General features: G+C 72.2%; 21 protein-coding genes and 1 pseudogene. 18 read left to right on the plus strand and 4 right to left on the minus strand.

The features are described 5' to 3' along the window. Positions 1 to 63 precede the first annotated feature (63 nt). The 10 genes from ACFYTT_RS04415 (at position 64) to ACFYTT_RS04460 (ending at position 8,922) form a co-directional block, all read left to right on the plus strand. The gene (locus ACFYTT_RS04415) at positions 64 to 1,425 is read left to right on the plus strand and encodes a hypothetical protein (RefSeq protein WP_387257707.1); all 1,362 of its coding nucleotides are present in this window, start codon (positions 64 to 66) and stop codon (positions 1,423 to 1,425) included. 124 nt (positions 1,426 to 1,549) lie between these two features. Then, the gene (phoU, locus tag ACFYTT_RS04420; RefSeq protein ID WP_131052810.1) at positions 1,550 to 2,194 is read left to right on the plus strand and encodes a phosphate signaling complex protein PhoU; all 645 of its coding nucleotides are present in this window, start codon (positions 1,550 to 1,552) and stop codon (positions 2,192 to 2,194) included. 192 nt (positions 2,195 to 2,386) lie between these two features. After that, on the plus strand, positions 2,387 to 3,463 hold the full coding sequence (gene pstS / locus ACFYTT_RS04425) for a phosphate ABC transporter substrate-binding protein PstS (protein ID WP_131052809.1): 1,077 nt from the start codon (positions 2,387 to 2,389) through the stop codon (positions 3,461 to 3,463). Positions 3,464 to 3,548: 85 nt separating this feature from the next. Continuing rightward, the gene (gene pstC / locus ACFYTT_RS04430) at positions 3,549 to 4,538 is read left to right on the plus strand and encodes a phosphate ABC transporter permease subunit PstC (RefSeq protein WP_236145691.1); all 990 of its coding nucleotides are present in this window, start codon (positions 3,549 to 3,551) and stop codon (positions 4,536 to 4,538) included. After that, positions 4,538 to 5,452: a phosphate ABC transporter permease PstA gene (gene pstA, locus ACFYTT_RS04435; RefSeq protein ID WP_131052807.1), complete on the plus strand. Its 915-nt coding sequence runs from the start codon at positions 4,538 to 4,540 to the stop codon at positions 5,450 to 5,452. The genes pstC and pstA overlap by 1 nt, the downstream gene beginning before the upstream one ends. 1 nt (position 5,453) lies before the next feature. Next, entirely contained in the window at positions 5,454 to 6,317 is an 864-nt protein-coding gene (gene pstB / locus ACFYTT_RS04440) for a phosphate ABC transporter ATP-binding protein PstB (RefSeq protein WP_131052806.1), read from the plus strand. 113 nt (positions 6,318 to 6,430) lie between these two features. After that, on the plus strand, positions 6,431 to 7,180 hold the full coding sequence (locus tag ACFYTT_RS04445) for a response regulator transcription factor (protein ID WP_131052805.1): 750 nt from the start codon (positions 6,431 to 6,433) through the stop codon (positions 7,178 to 7,180). Continuing rightward, positions 7,177 to 7,782, plus strand: a complete 606-nt coding sequence (locus ACFYTT_RS04450; protein ID WP_176094058.1) for a hypothetical protein — start codon at positions 7,177 to 7,179, stop codon at positions 7,780 to 7,782. The genes ACFYTT_RS04445 and ACFYTT_RS04450 overlap by 4 nt, the downstream gene beginning before the upstream one ends. Positions 7,783 to 7,926: 144 nt before the next feature. After that, positions 7,927 to 8,310, plus strand: coding sequence for a DUF2267 domain-containing protein (locus tag ACFYTT_RS04455; RefSeq protein WP_131055936.1), 384 nt, complete (start codon positions 7,927 to 7,929; stop codon positions 8,308 to 8,310). Between the two features lie 129 nt (positions 8,311 to 8,439). Further along, a complete protein-coding gene (locus ACFYTT_RS04460; RefSeq protein WP_131055938.1) occupies positions 8,440 to 8,922 on the plus strand; it encodes a type II toxin-antitoxin system PemK/MazF family toxin in 483 nt (160 codons plus the stop codon). A 15-nt stretch (positions 8,923 to 8,937) separates the two neighbouring features. Here ACFYTT_RS04460 and ACFYTT_RS04465 read toward each other — a convergent pair whose 3' ends face one another. Continuing rightward, positions 8,938 to 9,582 (minus strand): flavodoxin family protein, encoded by a 645-nt coding sequence (locus tag ACFYTT_RS04465; protein ID WP_387257710.1) that lies wholly within the window; start codon positions 9,580 to 9,582, stop codon positions 8,938 to 8,940. Positions 9,583 to 9,665: 83 nt separating this feature from the next. After that, positions 9,666 to 10,313, minus strand: a complete 648-nt coding sequence (locus ACFYTT_RS04470) for a GGDEF domain-containing protein (RefSeq protein WP_131055940.1) — start codon at positions 10,311 to 10,313, stop codon at positions 9,666 to 9,668. 254 nt (positions 10,314 to 10,567) lie between these two features. On the opposite strand from ACFYTT_RS04470, the gene ACFYTT_RS04475 reads away from it, so the two are divergent. The 5 genes from ACFYTT_RS04475 (at position 10,568) to ACFYTT_RS04495 (ending at position 14,838) form a co-directional block, all read left to right on the plus strand. Next, positions 10,568 to 10,807: a DUF397 domain-containing protein gene (locus tag ACFYTT_RS04475; RefSeq protein WP_131055942.1), complete on the plus strand. Its 240-nt coding sequence runs from the start codon at positions 10,568 to 10,570 to the stop codon at positions 10,805 to 10,807. A 140-nt stretch (positions 10,808 to 10,947) separates the two neighbouring features. Then, positions 10,948 to 11,829 (plus strand): helix-turn-helix domain-containing protein, encoded by an 882-nt coding sequence (locus ACFYTT_RS04480; RefSeq protein WP_387257964.1) that lies wholly within the window; start codon positions 10,948 to 10,950, stop codon positions 11,827 to 11,829. Positions 11,830 to 11,927: 98 nt separating this feature from the next. Continuing rightward, entirely contained in the window at positions 11,928 to 12,983 is a 1,056-nt protein-coding gene (locus tag ACFYTT_RS04485) for a LacI family DNA-binding transcriptional regulator (RefSeq protein WP_387257714.1), read from the plus strand. Positions 12,984 to 12,986: 3 nt separating this feature from the next. After that, complete coding sequence (locus ACFYTT_RS04490; protein ID WP_387257716.1) at positions 12,987 to 13,193, plus strand: hypothetical protein; 207 nt, start codon at positions 12,987 to 12,989, stop codon at positions 13,191 to 13,193. Positions 13,194 to 13,305: 112 nt separating this feature from the next. Next, positions 13,306 to 14,838, plus strand: coding sequence for a serine/threonine-protein kinase (locus ACFYTT_RS04495; RefSeq protein ID WP_387257718.1), 1,533 nt, complete (start codon positions 13,306 to 13,308; stop codon positions 14,836 to 14,838). Positions 14,839 to 14,844: 6 nt separating this feature from the next. Here ACFYTT_RS04495 and ACFYTT_RS04500 read toward each other — a convergent pair whose 3' ends face one another. Further along, the gene (locus ACFYTT_RS04500) at positions 14,845 to 15,552 is read right to left on the minus strand and encodes a carbon-nitrogen hydrolase family protein (RefSeq protein WP_387257720.1); all 708 of its coding nucleotides are present in this window, start codon (positions 15,550 to 15,552) and stop codon (positions 14,845 to 14,847) included. Positions 15,553 to 15,689: 137 nt separating this feature from the next. On the opposite strand from ACFYTT_RS04500, the pseudogene ACFYTT_RS04505 reads away from it, so the two are divergent. Next, positions 15,690 to 16,475, plus strand: a pseudogene (locus tag ACFYTT_RS04505) (DedA family protein); the annotation flags it as partial. A gap of 368 nt (positions 16,476 to 16,843) precedes the next feature. Further along, positions 16,844 to 17,266, plus strand: a complete 423-nt coding sequence (locus tag ACFYTT_RS04510) for a protein-tyrosine phosphatase family protein (RefSeq protein WP_131054944.1) — start codon at positions 16,844 to 16,846, stop codon at positions 17,264 to 17,266. Between the two features lie 77 nt (positions 17,267 to 17,343). On the opposite strand, the gene ACFYTT_RS04515 is transcribed toward ACFYTT_RS04510, so the two are convergent. Further along, positions 17,344 to 19,617 (minus strand): ATP-binding cassette domain-containing protein, encoded by a 2,274-nt coding sequence (locus tag ACFYTT_RS04515; RefSeq protein ID WP_387257723.1) that lies wholly within the window; start codon positions 19,615 to 19,617, stop codon positions 17,344 to 17,346. Positions 19,618 to 19,797: 180 nt separating this feature from the next. Here ACFYTT_RS04515 and ACFYTT_RS04520 point away from each other — a divergent pair, with 180 nt between their 5' ends. Next, positions 19,798 to 20,526 (plus strand): MerR family DNA-binding transcriptional regulator, encoded by a 729-nt coding sequence (locus ACFYTT_RS04520; RefSeq protein ID WP_131054942.1) that lies wholly within the window; start codon positions 19,798 to 19,800, stop codon positions 20,524 to 20,526. The last annotated feature ends 7 nt before the right edge of the window (positions 20,527 to 20,533 follow it).

Raw genomic sequence — 20,533 nt, forward strand, 5'->3', positions numbered from 1 at the left:
GCAGTGACTGGTGCCACGATCGTCTAGCCTAGCGAGGAGCGTAGCGCTACCTGGATGTGACTCATGGTTAACCGGACTGTTCCGTCGAGCGGGCCGAGCCCTGCCCCGGCCGACCTGGCCAGTGGGCGGTACGCCGCGCTCCGGCAGTCGGCGTGGGCCACTCTGGACGGCAACTGGGAACACGACCACACCGTGCCGTCGCGCAGCCTCTATCCGCACCAGTGGAGTTGGGACTCGGCGTTCATCGCGATCGGCTGGGCCCACGTCCGGCCCGAGCGCGCCTGGTCGGAGCTGTCCAGCCTTTTCGACGCCCAGTGGCGTGACGGCCGGGTGCCGCACATCGTGTTCAACCCGGCGGTGCCCGCCACCGCGTACTTCCCGGGGCCGGTCTTCTGGGCCTCGACCGAGGTCGAGGGTGCCCCTGCGGTCGCCACCTCGGGTCTGGTCCAGCCGCCGGTGCACGCGCTGGCCGCCTGGCACGCCTACGAGCGGGCGCCGTCCCCGCAGGCCCGGGACGCGTTGCGGCGGCTCTATCCCCGGCTGGTGGCGCAGCAGCGGTACCTCGCCACCCACCGCGACGTCGGTGGGGCCGGGCTGGCCGCCGTGGTGCACCCGTGGGAGTCCGGTCTGGACAACAGCCCGGCCTGGGACGAACCGCTGGCTGCGGTACCCGCCGAGGCGTCGGTCATGCGGGCGTACCGGCGGCGCGACACCGTGCACGCCGCCGCCGCGCACCGGCCGACGGACCTGGACTACGCGCGGTACGTCGCCGTCGTCACCGCCTACCGGGCGGCGGGTTACCGCGACGAGGGGCTTGCCGAGCGGCATCCGTTCCTGGTGGAGTGTCCGCTGTTCAACGCCGCGATGGGCGTCGCCGAGCACGCGTTGGCGCGCATCGCCGGGGAGGTCGACGCCGACCCCGGACCGCACCGGGAGAACGCGACCCGCATCACCGCGGCGTTGGTGGACCGGCTGTACGACCCGGCCACCGGTACGTTCCACGCCTGCGACCTGCGCACCGGTCGGTTGACCCCGGCCCGGACGGTGCTCGGGCTGACCCCGCTGATCCTGCCCGACCTGCCGGCACGGCAGGTCGAGGCGGTGCTGGCGGAGGCCACCTCGGCGCGCTTCGGTCTGGCCGCCGGGATGGATCGGCCGCTGCCCAGCCACGACCGCACCGCGACCGACTTCGAGCCGCTGCGCTACTGGCGCGGTCCGAGCTGGATGAACGTGAACTGGCTGGTGCGGCACGGCCTGCTGGCGCACGGGCAGGACCGACTCGCCGCCGGCCTGCGGGCGTCGATGATCGGGCTGGTCGAGACCGCCGGTTGTCACGAGTACTTCCACCCGGAGACCGGCGCGGGTCTCGGCTCGGCAAGTTTCGGGTGGACGGCGGCACTGCTGCTGGACGTGCTGGCCGACTGACCGCCGCCGGGGCCGGGCACCACGGATGCGCGCGGCAGGTAGCTTTGCGGGCCGGGCCTTGCCCCCGGCGCGGCGGTGACGTGCCACCGGCGGGTGGGACGGCCTGGACGGACGGAGGGGCGCGATGAGCCGGGACAGCTACGACGAGCAGCTCGACCGACTCACCGGCGTGCTGGCCGCGATGAGTCGCGACGCCAGCGCGGCGATCCGGGGTGCCAGCACCGCCCTGCTCGACATCGACCGGGGCGCCGCCGACGCGGTGATCACCGCCGACACGGTGCTCGACCAGCGGCGGGCCGAGGTCGAGGCGATGATCCCGCAGGTGCTGGTCCGGCACCAGCCGGTCGCGTCCGACCTGCGGCTGGTGGTGTGCGCCCTGCGGATCGCCGGCGCCCTGGAACGGATGGGTGACCTCGCGGTGCATGTCGCCAAGGTGGTCCTGATGCGGTATCCGGTGGGTGTGGTTCCGGCACCGGCGGTCCCGGTGATGACCGAGATGGCCGACGCGGCGGCCCGGATCGCCGACAAGACCGCCGTCGTGCTGGCCACCCGCGACCGGTTGGACGCGATGCAGCTCGGGCTCGACGACGACGAGGTCGACGCCGCCCAGCAGCGGTTGCTGTCGCAGCTCGTGGCCGGCTGGCCGTACGGGGTGGAGTCCGCCATCGACCTGGCGCTGGTCGGCCGCTACTACGAGCGGTACGCCGACCAGGCGGTCAACGTGGCGCGGCAGGTCGTCTACCTGGCCACGGGCACCATCCGGCTCTGACCGGGGTCCCATTCCGGGCATCCGGCACGTCGCCCCCGGAACGTCACATCCCGACTCCGGTCCGGCCACCGGTCGAGCCGTCAAGTTCACTTTTCGTTCACCTGGCTCCGGGAGTCCGGCTACCTGCGCCTCCTACCTTGACTCGCGTACGGCCCGGACGGGCTGATGCACCCCGATAGGAAGGCTTACCTGGTGAACCGCAACGTGCTCTCGCGGCGCGTCCTCGCCGGCGTCGCGCTTGCCGCGCTCGCGCTTACCGGCTGTGGAAGCAATGACAACGGCACGGAGCCGGGCGGAAGCGGCGGCGACAGCGCCTACGCGAACCTCTCCGGCGCGTTGAACGCCTCCGGCGCCAGCTTCCCGGACGCGTATTACCAAGAGGTCATCGAAGAGTTCAAGGGCGTTGCCTCCAACGTCACGGTCACCTACAACGCGACCGGCTCCGGCACCGGCAAGAAGCAGTTCGGTGAGGGCCTGGTCGACTTCGCCGGCACCGACAGCCTGGTGAAGGAGACCGACGGCGTGGCCGCCGACTCGTTCCTCTACGTGCCGACCGTGGCGGCGCCGATCACGATCTCCTACAACCTCCAGGGCGTCGAGAAGCTCCAGCTCAGCCCGGAGACGCTTGCCAAGATCTTCCAGACCGACATCAAGACCTGGGACGACGCCGCCATCAAGGCCGACAACCCGGGCGTCGAGCTGCCCAGCACGCCGATCGTCGTCGCGCACCGCTCGGACGGCTCCGGCACCACCAACAACTTCACCAAGTACCTGGCGGCTGCCGCCGGCTCCACCTGGAAGCTCGGCAGCGGTGACACGGTGGCCTGGCCGGCCAGCACCCAGGGCGGTGAGAAGAACACCGGTGTCGCGCAGATCGTCAAGCAGACCAACGGCGCGGTGGGCTACGTCGACCTGAGCGACGCCAAGGCCACCCAGCTCACCTTCGCCGCCATCAAGAACAAGGACGGCCAGTTCGTCGCGCCGTCGATCGAGGGCACCACCGCCGGCCTGGAGGGCGCGGCGGTCGAGGCGGACCTGAGCTACAACCCGCTCGACGCCGCCGGGGCCAGCTCGTACCCGATCACCGCACCGACCTTCATCATCGTCAAGACCTCGTACGGCGACGCCGCAAAGGCCGAGCTGGTCAAGGGCTTCCTCACCTACCTGCTCAACGAGGGCCAGGACCTGGCTCCGGAGATCGACTTCGCGCCGCTGCCGGACTCCCTCAAGGAGAAGGCGCTGGCCCAGGTCGAGAAGATCCAGGGCTGATCAGATCAAGATCGCTGGGCGTTCCATCCGGGGACGGGATCGACACGATCCCGTCCCCACCAGGGGTACCTGAGCTGGAGTGAAGATGACCGTGACAACCAAGTCCCCCGACCCCCGGCCGACGCTGGCCCAAAGCGGTTCCAGCGCCCTCGGCGACCGGGTCTTCTCCTGGTGGACCCTGGGCACCGGCCTGCTCGTGCTGGCCGTGCTCGGGCTGATCCTCGTCACCACCGTGACCGAGGCGTGGCCGGCGTTCGACGCGATGGGGCTGCGCTTCATCACCGAGCGGGTCTGGGACCCGAATCCGGCGACCGGCGACGCCATCTTCGGCGCGCTGTCGTTCGCGTTCGGCACGGCTGTCTCGTCGCTGATCGCCCTGTTGTTCGCGGTGCCGGTCTCGATCGGCATCGCGCTGTTCCTCACCGAGTTGGCGCCCCGGCGGCTGCGCGCCCCGGCGGTGACCGTGATCGACCTGCTGGCCGCCGTGCCGTCGGTGGTCTTCGGCCTGTGGGGCATCCTGGTCGTCGCACCGGCGCTGGTCCCGATCTACCAGGCGATCCACGACGTGCTCGGCGGCGTGCCGGTGCTCGGCAGCCTCTTCGGCCCGGTGAGCAGCGGCCGGAACTTCATGACCGCCGGCATCATCTTGGCGATCATGGTGACGCCGATCATCACCTCGATCACCCGCGAGGTGTTCGGCACCGTTCCCCGCGCCGACAAGGACGCGGCCCTGGCGCTCGGCGCGACCCGCTGGGAGATGATCCGGGGCGCGGTCTTCCCGCACAGCTTCGGCGGCATCGTCGGCGCGGTGATGCTCGGCCTGGGCCGGGCGATGGGGGAGACCATCGCGGTGGCCCTCGTCATCGGCGGTTCGACCCAGATCACCGCCAACCTGTTCGCCTCCGGCAACACCATGGCCGCGGTCATCGTGCAGCAGTTCGGCGAGTCCACCGGCACCTTCACCGCCGCCCTGATCGGCCTCGGTGTCGTGCTGTTCGCGATGACGGTACTGATCAACGTGCTCGCCCAGGTGGTCGTCCGCCGGGCCGAGGCGCGGATGAAGGGAAGCAGGTAATGACCGTCACCGCACCACCGGCCCAGCGGGCCGCAGCCGGCGGGCCCGACCTGACCAGGGCGGCCCTCTCCGGCCGTCGGCGGTTTCGCAACCACCTCGCGACGGGGGCCATCTGGACCGCCGTGCTGCTCGCCGTCGTCCCGCTGGCCCTGGTGACCTACGAGGTCGTCGCCAAGGGCTCCGGGGTGATGAGCCTGTCCTTCCTGACCGAGGACATCCCGAACTCCTACCGCCGCGACGGCGGTGGCATGTCGGCGGCGATCGTCGGCACGCTCACCATCACCGGCATGGCCGCACTGATGGCCATCCCGCTCGGCGTCTTCGGCGCGATCTACCTCAACGAGTACGGCAAGCAGAAGCCGCTGGCCCGGATCATCCGGCTGATGGCCGACGTGATGACCGGCGTGCCGTCGATCGTGATGGGCGTGTTCATCTACATCGCCTGGGTGCTGATGGTCGGCAAGCAGACCGGCTTCGCCGGTTCGTTGGCGCTTGCCTGCCTGATGCTGCCGGTGGTGATCCGCAGCAGCGAGGAGATGCTCCGGCTGGTCCCCGAGGAGCTGCGGCAGGCGAGCATGGCGCTGGGCGCGCGCAAGTGGCGTACCACGCTCACCGTCGTGCTGCCGGCGGCGATCTCCGGCATCACCAGCGGCTCGCTGCTGGCGGTGGCCCGGGCCGCCGGTGAGACCGCCCCGATCGTCATCGTCACCGGCATCGTGTTCGCGCCGAACTGGAACCTCTTCGACGGCACCAACACCGCGCTGCCCGCGCAGATCTTCCGCAACGCCAGCCAACCCTTCGAGGCGGCCCAGTCCCGGGCCTGGGGTGCCGCCCTGACGCTCATCGTGATCGTGCTCGGCTTCACGATCATCGCCCGACTCATCGCAAGCCGGTTCGCCATCAAGGAGCGCTGACATGGCCAGTAACGACACCGACCTCACCACCCGGCCGTCCGTCGCGGTGCACGCCCCCGGCACCACCGCCGCGGGTACCGTGTCGTCGACCGCACCGGTGATGCAGCTCCACGACGTCAGCGTCTTCTACGGCAGCTACGAGGCCGTGCGGGGCACCTCGATGCCGATCCAGCAGAACCAGGTCACCGCGATGATCGGGCCGTCGGGCTGCGGCAAGTCGACGGTGCTGCGGGCGCTCAACCGGATGAACGACCCGATCCCCGGCGCCCGGGTGGGAGGCGAGGTCCTCTTCCACGGCCAGAACCTGTACGCCAAGGAGGTCGACCCGATCCAGGTCCGCCGCCGCATCGGCATGGTCTTCCAGAAGCCGAACCCGTTCCCCAAGTCCATCTTCGACAACGTCGCGTACGGGCTGCGGATCAACGGCATCAAGGGCCGGCTCGACGACCACGTCGAGGAGGCGCTGACCCGCGCCGCGCTCTGGGACGAGGTCAAGGACAAGCTGCGCAAGAGCGCCCTGGCGCTCTCCGGCGGCCAGCAGCAGCGGCTCTGCATCGCCCGGACCATCGCGGTCAAGCCCGAGGTGATCCTCATGGACGAGCCCTGCTCGGCACTCGACCCGATCGCCACCGCCAAGATCGAGGACCTGATGTTCGAGCTGGCGAGCGACTACACCATCGTCATCGTCACGCACAACATGCAGCAGGCCGCCCGGGTCAGCCACTACACCGCGTTCTTTACCGCCGAGGTGGACGACAAGCAGGTGCGGCACGGCCGCCTGGTCGAGTTCAGCCAGACCGGCAAGCTGTTCACCAACCCCGCCGACAAGCGTACGGAGGACTACATCACCGGCCGCTTCGGCTGAGCCGGAGCGACGGTGCAACGGCGGGCCGCACGCCGTCCTGCCGTGCGGCGGACCGTCCTGCGCGGCGTGTCGACGTCGCGCCGGGCCCGAACCTGAACCGGAGCCGGTGTGCGATGAACATCCTCGTCGAGGCCACCAGGGGTGACCACCGAGCCGACGGGCGATTCGTGCTGCTCGTGGTGGACGACGACGAGAGCGTCGGCGCCGCGCTGGTCGCGCAGTTGGCCGACCACCGGGTACGCGGGCACCACTTCCCGCATGCCGCGGAGGCGCTGCTGGCCACCGGCGCCCTGCAACCGGACGCGGCCGTGGTCGCCGCCGGACTGGCCACCATGAGCAGCGCAGACCTGGTACGGCTGCTGGCCGGTCGGGCCGGTATCCCGACCGTGGTCGGGGTGGGCGACGACGACGGGGGCGTGGCCGTGGCCGCGCTCAAGGCGGGTGCCACCGCCGGTGTCCGGCGTCCGTACCGGGCCGAGGAGGTCCTGCCGATCCTGCGGGCCATCCGCCCGGACACCTCCGGCGCGCTCGACCCGCCGATCGAACTCGGTGGCCTGCGGGTGGACCCGGCGACGTTCGAGGTGAGCCTGGACGGTCGGGCGATCGCCCTGCCGTTGAAGGAGTTCAAGCTGCTCTACTTCTTCATGAGCCACGCCGAGCGTACGGTCACCCGCGAGCAGTTGCTCACCGCCGTGTGGGGCGGGCTTCCCGACGACAGCTCCAACACGCTGACCGTGCACATCAAGCGACTGCGTCGGCGTCTCGCCCTCGACGGCGACCGACCTCCGGTGATCGTGACCGTACGCGGCCTGGGCTACCGGTTCGTGCCCGCCGCGGCCCCGGCCATCCGTCCGACCTCGTGACCGCCCCCGCACCGCCGCCGTACCCGCCGACGACCGGGTGGGCGCCGGCCCCGCCGACGGGTACGGCACCGGACGGGATGGTCCTGGTGGCGGTGCCCCTGGCGTACGTGCCGCACGTCGCGCGCCTGCTGGCCGAGCTCGACGCCGGCCAGCGCTCGGGTCCGCCGCGTACCCGCATCGACTCGCCGCCGGGCCCGCCCGTCGCCGACTGGACGGTCGAGGACCTGCGTCGGCTCAGCCGGGGACGCAGCGCCACCCACCGGACGGTGGCCGCGGTGCTCGACGCGCTCGCCGCCGCCCCCGACCGGCTGTTCACCGTGCGGGACCTGGCCCAGGCCACCGGCCGTCCGCGCAAGAAGATCGTCGGGGCGATGGCGGGACTGACCCGGCTGTTGAAGGCGCACTACGACTACGCGGGTCGGGGACTTCCGTTCGCCCGGGTGGACGGGCGGCCGGAGGCGCCACGGGAACTCTGCTACACCGTGGACGCGCGGCGGGCGGCGTGCTGGCGCGAGGCCCGCTCGCCCCGGACACCGGAGAGCGGCTTCCCGGAACAACCCGTGCCCGCGACCGCACCGGGCCCGGCACACCCCGCAAGCTGAACTCCGTCGGGCGCGCGCCGCGGGTAAGCAGGGGTCCCCTGCTATACACCAGGCGTTAGCAGGGGACCCCTGCTTACCCGCCCAGGGCGGTTTGTCGGGAGGTGCCGGGGGTAATCGGCGCGGCGCCGACGACAGGAGGGCGCCGTGCGGTTTCCCCTATTCGTCGCCGCGGTGTCGCGCCGGTCGGGTCTGCCGTCCGAGCAGGCCGCCGCCGTGGCCCGTGCGGTGCTGGACACCGTCGTCGAGCGGATGGCGGGCGCGGCGACGACCGCCGACCCGACCGGGTACCTGCCGGACGAGCTGACCGGCGAACTGCCCGCCGGATCCGGTCCGACCCGGCCGGCGGAGTTCCTGCGCCGGGTGGCCCAGCGGGCCGGCGTGGACGCCCCGACTGCCTCGGCCGGGGCGGAGGCGGTCTTCGCCACGCTGCGCGAGACGGTCACCGTGGACGAGTTCCGGCAACTGGTGGCGCGCCTGCGGACCTCGCCGGGTGGTCCGTTCGACGGGCCGGGCGGACGCCTGCCCTGACGCGGCACCGGCCTCGGGGCGGGGGAGGACCTGCCGCCACCCGGCGCGCCCGGCCGGGCGGACCGTTTCGCGGCCCGGTGGTGTCTCCCTGCCCGTGGGGCGGTCGGGGGCAGCGGATAGGCTGCCGCCGTGGCAGGTCTGTTGAGGAGTATGGCGGCCCGTGTCGGCGCGGTGATCCCGGGTCCCCGGCGTAGCGGGCCGACCCCGGCGAAGACCGCGCGACCGCGTCAGGTCACCGCGTTGCAACGCCGCGTGCTGTCGTACGCCCCGGAGCCGGACGGTCAGGCCGATCCGGGCGAGATCGTCTGGACCTGGGTGTCCTACGAGGACGATCCCCGGCAGGGCAAGGACCGCCCGGTGCTGGTGGTCGGACGGCACAGCCGGACGCTGTTCGCGCTGATGCTGTCCAGCCGCAGCGACCGTGACGGCGAACGGCACTGGCTGGCGCTCGGGCCCGGCGAGTGGGACCGGGAGAAGCGGCCCAGCTGGGTACGGCTGGACCGGGTGCTGACCATGCGGGAGGACGGCATCCGCCGGGAGGGCGCCGTGCTGGACCGGGCCCGGTTCGACCGGGTCGGCCAGGCGTTGCGCGCCGGGTACGGCTGGCAGTGACCTTCCCGCCGGCGCTCAGCCCGATTCGGGGCGGGTGGCCGCGTGCCGGGTGTCCGGCGGCGGGTACGGCTGCTCGGCGAGCAGTCGCGCGAGGTGGGCGCTGTTGAGTGCCAGCGCCGAGGTCGTCCGGCCGGTGGTGTCGGGCTTCGGGCGTACGTCGAGGTAGTCGGTCTTGTGCAGCGCCTCGCCGACCCAGTACGTCGCCCCGGCCGCCGGGCAGGTGAAGCCGACCTCGTTGAGCGCCTGTTGCACCTGGCCGATGGTGTGGTGTGCGCCGTCCTCGTTGCCGACCACGGCCACCGCGCCGACCTTGCCGTAGGTGAGCAACCGGCCCTGCTCGTCGGTCTCGGCGAGTTCGGCGTCCAGCCGTTCCAGCACCATCTTGCACACGCTGGACGGCTGCCCCAGCCAGATCGGCGTGGCGATCACCAGGATCTGCGCGGCGAGCAGCTTCGCCCGGATGTCCGGCCAGCCGTCGCCGTCGCCCTCGTCGGTGGAGACACCGAACCGGACGTCGTGGTCGACGACGCGGACCAGGTCGCCCTCGACGTCCTGTTCGGCGAGGGCGTCGAGGACCTCGCGCCCGAGCGCCTCGGAACTGGAGGGCGCCGGTGAGCGTTTGAGGGTGCAGTTGAGCACCAGGGCCCGGATGTTCGCCACGATCGTCCCTCCGGCCGTCGTTCCGCTGATTCCGGTCCGTTACCCGCCTTCGGCACGGTCACGCCCCGATTCCGGGACGGAGGTCAGCACTCGGCGAGGTGGGGGCTGTCGCGCAGTTCCCGGCGGGCCCGGCCGGCGCCGATGCCCTTGGCCTCGTACATCGCCGCGTCGGCCCGGTCGAGGGCCTCGTTGAGCTGCGCGCCCTGCACCGGTGCGAGGCCGACCGAGGCGGTCACCCGGAGGGTGACGGTGCCCAGGGGGATCGGTGCGGCGAGCATGTCGCAGAGCCGTCGGGTGGCGTGGTCGATCCAGCGGCGGTCCACCGTGGGGGTGGCCAGCAGCCCGGCGAACTCGTCCCCGCCGAGCCGGGCGACCAGGTTGTCCCCGGCGAAGGTGGCCAGCCGCTCGGCGACGCTGATCAGCACGTGGTCACCGGCGGCGTGTCCGTACCGGTCGTTGATCTGCTTGAAGTCGTCCACGTCCAGCACCACGGCGACCAGCGGGCGGCCCGCGCTGTCGGTGAGCAGTGTGGCGGCGAGGCGGTAGAAGGCACGCCGGTTCGGTAGGCCGGTCAGCGGATCGTGGCTGGCGGCGTGCCGCTCGGCGGTCAGCTCTGCCTGGAGGCGGCCGATCTCCGTCTCGGCGCGTACGGCCCGACGTCCGAGTTGCCAGGAGGAGAGCAGGGCACCGACGGCGCAGATACCGGACGCGACAGTGAGCGGATCCGGCACGCACCTCTCCCTTCGCCGCGAGCACGTCCCGCTTCCGGCCGACGGGTGTGTGCCAGACACCTCGTTTCCCCTGGTGGCGGCCGAGATCGCGTGACAGAAAGTGAGCGGATGGGCACCGCTCACTTGCGCTATCATGCTCGCTGTCCATTGCAGATGCAATAGCAGATGCACGTGCAGATGAGTTGACTCCATCCCTTTTGCCGCTACCGCTCCTCCCACGGCACCGGCGCCTACCGGAGAGAACCGACGCCACCATGCAGCAGCCCCCGAACGGCGTTCCCGTCGCCCAGTTGCCTCCCCTCGTCTGGCAGAAGAGCCAGCGCAGCAATCCCAGTGGAAACTGCGTCGAGCTGGCGGAACTGCCCGAGGGGGCGGGGATCGCCATGCGCAACTCCCGCCACCCGGAGGGGCCGGCGCTGATCTACACCGTGGACGAGATCGCCGCGTTCGTGCTCGGCGCCCGGGACGGGGATTTCGACCATCTGATCGACTGACCGTCCATCCCACGGCTGGGATTCGCCGCGCGCGGGACGGAGGTTCATCTCACTGATGGTTCATGGCATGCTTACACGTCGGTCGGACCGGTCCGTCGGTTCGATCGACGACGACGGCGTGCGGAGGGCGGCAGGTGACCATGGTTTCCGCGGAGGAGGGTCCGGCGGCGGGCCCCACCGTGCTGCGGATGCTGCTGGGTGCCCAACTGCGGCGGTTGCGGGAGTCGCGCGGGGTCACCCGGGAGAAGGCCGGCTGGGAGATCCGCTCCTCCGAATCGAAGATCAGTCGGATGGAGCTGGGTCGGGTCGGGTTCAAGGAACGCGACGTCGCCGACCTGCTCACGCTCTACGGCGTCACCGCCGAACAGGAGCGCGGCGCGCTGCTCAAGTTGGCCCGGGGCGCCAACAACCCGGGCTGGTGGCACCGCTACGGCGACGTGCTGCCGGCGTGGTTCCAGTCGTACCTGGGCCTGGAGGCGGCGGCGGCGCTGATCCGCAGCTACGAGGTGCAGTTCGTGCCGGGCCTGTTGCAGACGCGCGAGTACGCCCGCGCCGTGGTGCTGCTCGGGCACGGCCAGGCCTCGCCGGCGGAGATCGACCGCCGGGTGGACCTGCGGATGCGTCGGCAGGAGGTGCTGCACCGGGCCAAGCCGCCCCGGCTCTGGGCGGTGGTCGACGAGGCGGCGCTGCGCCGTCCGATCGGTGGCCCGCAGGTGATGCGGGGCCAGTTGGAGGCCCTGCTCAAGGCCACCCGGACGCCGAACGTCCGGGTGCAGGTCATCCCGTTCGCCGCCGGTGGGCACGCCGCCGCCGGTGGCGCGTTCACCATCCTGCGCTTCGGCGACCAGGACCTGCCGGACATCGTCTACATCGAGCAGTTGACCAGCGCGATCTATCTGGACAAGCGCGAGGACCTCGATTTCTACGCGGTGGCGATGGAGCGGCTCTGTGTCGAGGCCGAGCCGCCGGAGCGTACGGCGGAGATCCTGGAACGGATGATCGCCGACCTCGACCCCAGCTGACCGATCCGCGCCGGGGTGGCGTGGATTGACACCTGACGAACTGCTGGCTAATCTCTGGATCGATCCAGTTACTGAATCGATCCAGAACGGGGTGGCGCATGAAACCGACCCTGCGGGCCGTCGCTGAGGCGGTCGGTGTCTCGCGCAGCACCGTCTCCAACGCCTACAGCCGTCCCGACCAGCTCTCCACCGAGTTGCGGGCACGCATCCTGGAAGCCGCCCGGCAGATGGGCTATCCCGGGCCCGACCCGACCGCACGATCGTTGCGCCGGGGCTTCGTCGGCGCCATCGGCGTGCTGTTCACCTCGCGGCTGTCGTACGCGTTCACCGATCCCTTCGCGGTCCGGTTCGTCACCGGCGTCGCCGAGGCGGCCGAACGTCACGACAGCAGCCTGTTGCTGGTGCCGTTGCCGCCGGACCCGGCCGGTGCCCGGCGGGCGGTGGAGAACGCCGCCGCCGACGGGTTCTGCGTCTACTGCGCCGGAGGTGAGGAAGGCATTCTCGACACCATCCGTGGTCGCGGACTTCCCTTCGTCACCACCTCGTCGCGGCCCCGCGCGGACGACCGGTGGGTCGGCATCGACGAGCGGGCCGCCGCTCGCTCGGTCGCCGCACACCTGGTCGACCTCGGCCACCGACGGGTCGCGCTGCTCGGCCACGACGTCCTGCCGCGCGCCGACACCGGTCTGCTACGCGTCGCCGACGTGGCCGACGTGCCGCACCCCACCACCCGCGACCGACTCGCCGGCTTCGCCGACGCCTTCGCGACCGCCGACGTGCCCTGGACCGACCTGACTGTGCTCACCGCCCAGTACAACACCCGGGACGCCGGGGCCACCGCCGCCCGCGCGCTGGCCGCCCTGGCCGAACCACCCACTGCGGTGCTGGCCGCCTCCGACGTGCTCGCCCTCGGCGCGCTCGACGCGCTGCGCGAGCAGGGCGGGCGGGGGCGACAGGTCTCCGTCACCGGCTTCGACGACATCGCCGAGGCCGCCACGGCCGGCCTGACCACGGTGCGCCAACCCGCCGAGCAGAAGGGCCGCACCGCCGCCGAACTGCTCCTCGACCCGCCCGGGGACGCCCGTGCGCGTCAGATCCTGCTGCCCACCACGCTGGTCGTCCGGACCAGTTCCGGACCTGCCCCGAGGAGCTGAACCATGGAACAGCCGACCGGCTTCGTGTTCGCCATCGACGCGGTCACCCGCCACGTCAACTCCGCCCGGCCGGACGCGCCGATCCGTCCCGATCCGCCCCGCCCCGCGCGTTTCGCCGCCGGTCGTCGCCGCGCCGCCACGGCGCTGCGCCGGCTCGCCGACCAGATCCAACCGCCCGCGTTGCCCAGTCCGACGAACTGCGTCCGGTAGGAGCGGCCGGCGACGGGGCGGGAGCGGCGAGGCGGGTCCGCGATCCCCGGACCGTTGCCGACCAGGCCGCTCGGGTGGTGTGCGGGGCGGTGCACCAGGCAGACTGGGACCGATGTCAGCCTTCACCTCCAGCCTGCGGTTGCACGACCGCTACGTGCTGCGTGACCGGATCGGCCTGGGCGGGATGTCCGAGGTCTGGTGGGCCGACGACGAGATCCTCGGCCGTCCCGTCGCCGTGAAGGTCCTCGCCGGCTCGTTCGCCGTCGACCCGGACCTGCGGGCCGCCCTCCGGCGTGAGGCCCGCGCCGCGGCACGCCTGACCCACCCGCACGTCACCCAGGTCTACGACTACGGCGAGGCCGCCCTCGCCGGTGGCACGGTGGTGCCGTTCCTGGTCATGGAACTCGTCGACGGGCAGAACCTCGCCGACCGGCTCGCCGACGGCCCGCTGCCCTGGCCGTCGGCGCTGCGCACGGCCGCGCAGGTGGCCGCCGCCCTGGCCGCCGCGCACCGCATCGGCGTGGTGCACCGCGACATCAAGCCGGGCAACGTGATGCTCACCGAGACCGGCGCCAAGGTGCTCGACTTCGGCATCGCCGCGCCGGCCGGGCCACCGCACCCCGGTCCCGGCCCGACCGGCGAGCCCATGATGGGTACGCCCGCGTACACCGCGCCGGAACGCTTCGGGTCCGGGGCCCCGGACCCGGCCAGCGACGTGTACGCCCTCGGCGCGCTGCTCTACCGCACCGTCACCGGTGAACCCCCGCTGCCCGTGCACAGCTGGGAGGACGCCCTGGTGGTGCACGCCAACCGCCGTCCGGTGCCGCCGCCGCGCGTACCCGGCCTGCCGGCCGAGCTGGCCGACCTGATGCTGGCCTGCCTCGATCCCGATCCGGGGCGCCGCCCCACGGCGGGCCAACTGGCGGCGCGGTTCGCCGCCGGCGCGAGCGGTGCGCCCTCGTCGGCCACGACCGTGCTGCCGATCGTCACGGCCACCGCCCCGGTGGACCCGTCCACCGGGGCCCGCACGGCGGCCGACGCACACCCGTCGACGCTCGTCGACCGGACCGGCACCTGGTCGGCGACGGCCCGACCGCCCTCCGGCGCCCGGTCCACGCCGGACAGTCCGGTCCGGGGCCTTCCCGGCCGCCCACGGCGTCCCCGACGCCCGGTCGGGGCGGTGGTCGCGACCGGTCTGGCCCTGGTGGTCGGCGTCGGTACGGCGGTCGCCCTGAGTGGCGGCGGCGACGGAGTGCCGGCGGCAACGCCCAGCACCGCTCCGGCCGCGCCGCCGCCGACCTCCGCGCCCCCGCCGACGTCTGCCGCCCCACGACCCAGCCCCACGCCGTCGACCAGCCGACCCGAGCCGGTCAACCTGCGGCAGACCGCGGGCGAACTCATCGCGCTGCTCGTCGAGGGGCAGTTCACCGGCGACATCGACCGCAAGGTCGCCGACCGGCTGCGCAAGGACCTGGCCGAACTCGCCACCGGTAAGCCCAAGGACCGCGAGAAGCGTATCGAGAAGGTGCGTGACCGCCTCGACGACGAGGTGGAACGCGGCCGCGTCCCGGCCGACTTCGCCGACCGCCTGGAGCGGCTGCTCGACCAGGTCGAGGACTCACTCGACGACGAGGACGACGACTGACCGGCCTCAGGTGAGCGTGACCCGGGCGAACTCGCCCGGCGTCGTGCCCGCGCGGGCCAGCACCGCGCCGTCGGACGCCCAGATCGCCGAGCGCCCGGCGGTCTCCACAAAGCCACCGCCGGTCGAGCCGGCAAAGCTCGCCGTCGCGACCACCACCCGGTGCGTGGTGGAGATCCGTAGCGCCCGCTCGTCCTGGACCGCCGTGTCGGCAGCGTGGTCGACGACCGACGCGACGTAGACGTCGACGCCGAGGGCGCAGGTCCGGGCGGCGTGTTCCGGCACGCCGGTGTCCTTGCAGATCGCCAGGCCCAGCCGCCAGCCGTCGACGGTCAGCACGACCGGCTCCGGGCCGGGCGCGAACCGCCGGGCCTCCACCGTGCCGAGCGACATCTTCCGGTACGCCACACGCGCGCCGGTGTGGTCCACCGCGAGGGTGGCGATGTGCTCACCGGCCACCGGCGCGCCGGCCAGCGCCAGCGTCCCCGTCTGGGCGCACGCCTCGACGAGCGGTGTCAGCCGCGGGTCGGTCGGGTCGAGCGCCGGCGCGTCCAGTTCGTACCCGGTCAGCGAGAGTTCGGGGAAGACCACCACCCGGGAGGCCGCGGCCCGGACCAGCGCGGCGTGTGCCGACACGTTCGCCTCGACGTCATAGGCCACGCACGGCGGCTGGGCGACGGCGATCCGCAGCGGGCTGCGCGCGGGAATGCCACTCATGCCGAGTAGCTTAGAGCGACCGGTGACAGGGCGTGTGGGACGAGGCGGCCCTGGTGCCGATCGCTCTCCGAGGTCGCTCGGTCCTGGATCGACGGGTGATTGTGCGATTCCCCGCGTGAGTTCGTAGCGTGTGGGCCATGATTCATGCCCCGCATGCTCCGTCTGCCGCCGACGTCGTCGGCCAGTCCGCACCACCCGAGGACGGCCTGGTCGGCCTGGTCACCGACCTGATGGAGCGACTCGGTGCCCCGGGGGCGGGGCTGGCCGTGGCGTTGGAGAACCTCTTCCCGCCCATCCCCAGCGAAGTGATCCTGCCGCTCGCCGGCTTCGCCGCCGCACAGGGCCGGATGAGCCTGGTCGCGGCGATCTTCTGGACCACGCTCGGCTCGGTGGTCGGTGCCCTGGCGCTCTACTGGATCGGTGCGGCGCTGGGGCGGGAGCGGACCCGGGCGATCGCGGCCAAGCTGCCGCTGGTCAAGCTCAGCGACGTCGACCGGACCGAGGAGTGGTTCCTCCGGCACGGCGTCAAGGCCGTCTTCTTCGGCCGCATGATCCCGATCTTCCGCAGCATGATCTCCATTCCGGCGGGCGTGGAACGGATGCCGCTGCTCACCTTCACGCTCTACACCACGCTCGGCAGCCTGATCTGGAACACCACGTTCGTGATGGCCGGTTACCTGCTCGGCGACAACTGGCACCTGGTCGAGGGGTACGCCGGCATCCTCCAGAAAGTGGTCATCGTGGCCTGCCTCGTCGGGCTGGTGTGGTTCGTGGTCACCCGGTTGCGGCGCTCCCGGCGGACCGGCGGGCTCCGCGCCAACGACACCGCGTCCGCGGTGGCCGAGACCGCGCCGACCGGGACCCCCGACCCGGAGGGACGGGGCACCATCTACCGCAGCGCCTGGGCTGACGACCGGCCCGTGACCGACCAGCGCGTCCGGCCGGACGACGGGCCCGTGGCGGACCGGCGTGGGTGGGCCGACAACCCGGCCGTGGCCGACCAGCCGGGTTGGGCGGAGGACCGGCCGGTGGCGGACCAGCGTGGGTGGGCCGACAACCGGCCTGCGGCGGACCAGCACAGTGTCTGGGGGGACCGGCCGGTGGCAGAGCAGCGTGGGTGGGCCGAGAACCAGCCGGTGATGGACCAGCACCACGCCTGGGGAGATAATCGGCCCATGGCGGACCAGCACCCCGGGTGGGCAGACGACCGGCCCGGGACCGACCAGCGCACCTGGGCTGACGACCGGCCCGTGCCGGACCAGGGGCGTCCGGACCAGTCGGGACACCGGTGGTGAGCGCCGAGCCGCAGGACTGGGCCGCGCAGACCGGGGTGGTCACGCTGCCCGGCGGCGTACGGGTGCGGGGGCGACGCATCGCCGACCCGGCCACCCCGGCCGACTTCAGCCTGCTGCTGGCTCCCGGCCCGACGCCCGCATGGGCGCACCGCCGGGTGCGCTGGCCCGACTTCTGGATACCGGTGGACCGCGCCGACGCCCTGGAGGCCCTGCGGGAGGCATTGCGCCGGGGATACGCGGGCGAGCGGGTGGAGGTGGCCTGCCGGGGTGGTACGGGTCGGACCGGCACCGCGTTGGCCGCGTTGGCGATCCTCGACGGGTTGCCCGCCGAGCAGGCGGTGGACTGGGTCCGGGCGGCCTACCGGCCCCGCGCGGTCGAGACTCCCTGGCAACGTCGCTGGCTGCGTCGTCTGACCTGACACTCCGCCGACGACCCTGATCGGGGTGCCCCGCCCGGCACCCGCGCGATGCGACGGTGCCGGGCGGGGCACGTCCGTCAGCGGGCCACGTACTCGCGCAGGTGCCGGGCGGTGAGGGTGTCGCCGTGTGCGACCAGGTCGGCGGGGGTGCCGGTGAACACGACCCGTCCGCCGTCGTGACCGGCGCCCGGCCCCAGGTCGATCAGCCAGTCCGCGTGCGCCATCACCGCCTGGTGGTGCTCGATGACGATGACCGTGTTGCCGGCGTCCACCAGCCGGTCGAGCAGCGCCAGCAACTGGTCCACGTCGGCCAGGTGCAGGCCCGTGGTCGGCTCGTCCAACACGTACGTGCCGGCCTTCTCGGCCATGTGGATGGCCAGCTTGAGCCGCTGCCGTTCGCCGCCGGAGAGGGTGGTCAGCGGCTGGCCCAGGGTGAGGTAGCTCAGCCCCACGTCGGCGAGCCGGTCCAGGACCACCCGGGCGGCACCGCCGGGGAAGAAGTCCTGCGCCTCGCTGACCGACATGCCGAGCACCTCGCTGATGGTGCGACCGCGCAGCCGGTAGGTCAGAACCTCGTCGGTGAAGCGCCGACCCTCGCACCGTTCGCAGACCGAGGCGACGCCCGCCATCATCGCCAGGTCGGTGTAGACCAGCCCGATGCCCTTGCAGGTCGGGCAGGCGCCCTCGGAGTTGGCACTGAACAGCGCCGCCTTCACCCCGTTGGCCTTGGCGAACGCGGTGCGGACCGGGTCGAGTAGGCCGGTGTACGTGGCCGGGTTGCTGCGCCGCGAGCCCCGGATCGGTGCCTGGTCGACCACGACCACCCCGTCGCGGCGGTGCAGCGAGCCGTGCACCAGGGAACTCTTGCCCGAGCCGGCCACCCCGGTCACGACGGTCAGCACGCCGAGCGGGACGTCCACGCTGACGTCGCGCAGGTTGTGCAGGTCGGCGTGGCGGATGGCCAGCTGTCCGCTGGGGGTACGGACCTGTTCGCGCAGGCGTACCCGGTGGTCGAGGTGCCGGCCGGTGCGGGTGTCGGAGCGGCGCAGCCCGGCCACGTCGCCGGTGTAGCAGATCCGGCCGCCGCCGGTGCCCGCCCCGGGACCGAGGTCGATCACGTGATCGGCGATCGCGATGGTCTCCGGCTTGTGCTCGACGACGAGGACCGTGTTGCCCTTGTTCCGGAGTCGCAGCAGCAGGTCGTTCATCCGGGCGATGTCGTGCGGGTGCAGGCCGACGGTGGGTTCGTCGAAGACGTACGTGATGTCGGAGAGGCTGGACCCGAGGTGCCGGACCATCTTGACCCGTTGCGCCTCACCGCCGGAGAGGGTGGCCGACTCGCGGTCGAGGCTGAGGTAGCCCAGACCGATCTCGACCAGCGAGTCCAGCAGTTCCCGCAGGTTCCCGGTCAACGGGGCGACCGAGGAGTCCTCGATGCCCCGGACGAACGCGGCGAGGTCGCTGATCTGCATGGCGGCGCACTCGGCGATGTTGCGTCCGGCGACGCGGGAGGAGAGCGCGGCGGCGTTGAGCCGGGTGCCGTCGCAGTCGGTACAGGTGGTGAAGGTGACCGCCCGGTCGACGAAGGCGCGGATGTGCGGCTGCATCGACTCCCGGTCCTTGGCCAGGTAGAGCCGGCGCACCTTGACGATCAGACCCTCGTACGTGAGGTTCGTGCCGCCCACCTTGATCTTCGTGGCCGGTTTGCGGAGCAGGTCCTCCCACTGCTGCGGGGTGAAGTCCTGGAGCTTGACGTCCGGGTCGAAGAGACCGGAGCCGACGATGGTCTGCCAGTACCAGGTGTCGACCGCGAAGTTCGGCACGGTGACCGCGCCGTCGTTGAGGGACTTCTCCACGTCCACGAGTTCGTTGACGTCGAGGTCGGAGACGCGGCCCAGGCCCTCACAGGCGGGGCACATGCCCTCGGCGAGGTTGAAGCTGAACGCTCCGGCGCCACCGACCTGCGGGGTGCCGAGCCGGCTGAACACGATGCGCAGCATCGCGTACGCGTCGGTGGCGGTGCCGACGGTGGAGCGGGAGTTGGCGCCCATCCGCTCCTGGTCGACCACGATCGCCGGGGTGAGGTTGCGCAGCGAGTCCACGTCCGGCCGGGAGAGGTTGGGCATGAACGACTGGAGGAACGCGCTGTAGGTCTCGTTGATCATTCGTTGTGACTCGGCGGCGATGGTGCCGAAGACCAGCGACGACTTACCGGATCCGGAGACGCCGGTGAAGACGGTCAGGCGACGCTTCGGGATGTCGACCGAGACGGAGTCGAGGTTGTTCTCCCGTGCTCCGCGTACCTCGATCACGTCGTGACTGTCGGCGGCGGACCGTGCTGGCTGCTGCATGCGAACCCTTCGCGAGATCGTGGACGGACTCCCGCCCCGGAAAGAAGGAGCTGGGATGGCCTGGCCAGGTTCAAGTGTCTCATGGACCTGCCCGTGGAGACTTTCGTCGACGGTGAGCGCCTACGAGCGGCGAAAGGTGCCGTAAAGTCTCAAACAACCGTGAGGCGCTAGGGTGAACCGGTGGCGGGACGACGGACGACCGGGCGACTGCGCGCGGTCGACCTCGCCGCAGCGGTCGGCATCTCCGTGCAGCAGGTGCGCAACTACGTCGATCTCGGGGTGCTGCCGCCGGTGGAGCGCACACCGAGCGGCTACCGGATCTTCACTGCGGCGCACCAGCGGGCGCTGACCGTGGCGCGGACGGTCGCGGACGGGCACGGCTGGGCGCGTACCCGCCAGATCATGGCGGCGGCGCACGTGGGTGACCTGCCGACGGTGCTGGCCGCGCTGGACGCCGGGCACGCCGAACTGGACCGGGAACGTGCCGAGATCCGTCGGGTGCTCGGCGCCTTCGAGACGGTGGTGAGCGCCTCCGCCCCGCCGGTCCCGGTGCCCCGTCGGGCCGCCCGGGTCGGCGCGGTCGCCGACTTGGTGGGTGTCCGCACCTCGCAGCTACGGGCCTGGGAGGCGCGTGGTCTGCTCCGGCCGGGCCGCGAGCCGGGCACCGGCTACCGGCGCTACGACGAGGCCGAGCTGCGCGCGGCCCAGGTGGTGGCGCTGCTGCGCCGGGGTGCCTACCCGTTCGAGATCATCACGGCGGTGCTGGACGAGCTGAGGAGCACCGGCAGCCCGCTGCGGGTCCGCGCGGAACTCGCCCGGCGGGAACAGGACCTGCACCGACGCAGCCTGCGTCGGTTGGCCGGCTCCGCCGCGCTGCACGACTACCTGCGGCACCTCGGCCTGTGCTGATCCGCGC

It is taken from the genome of Micromonospora sp. NPDC003816 (assembly GCF_042874705.1).
Lineage (GTDB): Bacteria > Actinomycetota > Actinomycetes > Mycobacteriales > Micromonosporaceae > Micromonospora.